This is a genomic window from Neisseria sp. P0021.S007 (assembly GCF_051956855.1).
Map to the genome: position 1 here is coordinate 1 of NZ_JBQCXA010001390.1, position 488 is coordinate 488.

At 37.1% G+C, this 488-nt stretch carries 1 protein-coding gene; it reads left to right on the forward strand.

From position 1 onward, the window contains the following. Window positions 1-396: OmpA family protein (locus ACTHUR_RS19330; protein WP_440400408.1), on the forward strand; the 396-nt coding region annotated here is incomplete at its 5' end. Window positions 397-488 lie beyond the last annotated feature (92 nt).

Sequence of the window (488 nt, forward strand, 5' to 3'; positions counted from 1 at the left end):
CCACCTCCAAAACCAATAAAACCGGAACCTGTGAAACCAGTAGTTATTACTTTAGACAGTTTGGCTTTGTTTGAAACAGGTCAGTTTGAACTAAAAAATAATGCCAATAAAGCATTGATTGGTGCATTAAAAGCAATTGAGTCACATCCTGATACACGCATTTTAGTTGAAGGACATACTGATAATGTTGGAAATCCTGTTTCCAATCAACAGTTATCGGAAAAACGTGCTCAATCGGTCAAAGATTGGTTGGTTATCTCTTCTAATGTTCCGGAAAGTCGGTTTGAGGTTAAAGGATTGGGTGATACCAAACCTATTGCAGATAATCAGACGGAAGAAGGTAAGGCTAAAAACCGTAGGGTTGAGATCATACTGATTCCAGCTGTAAAACAGTAATTCTAATGCAGCACAAGTTGCTTTAAGCATCACAACTTAAAGCGTTTTCAATAAAACTAAGGAGTAAAAATATGGCAATTCCTGCTTATATG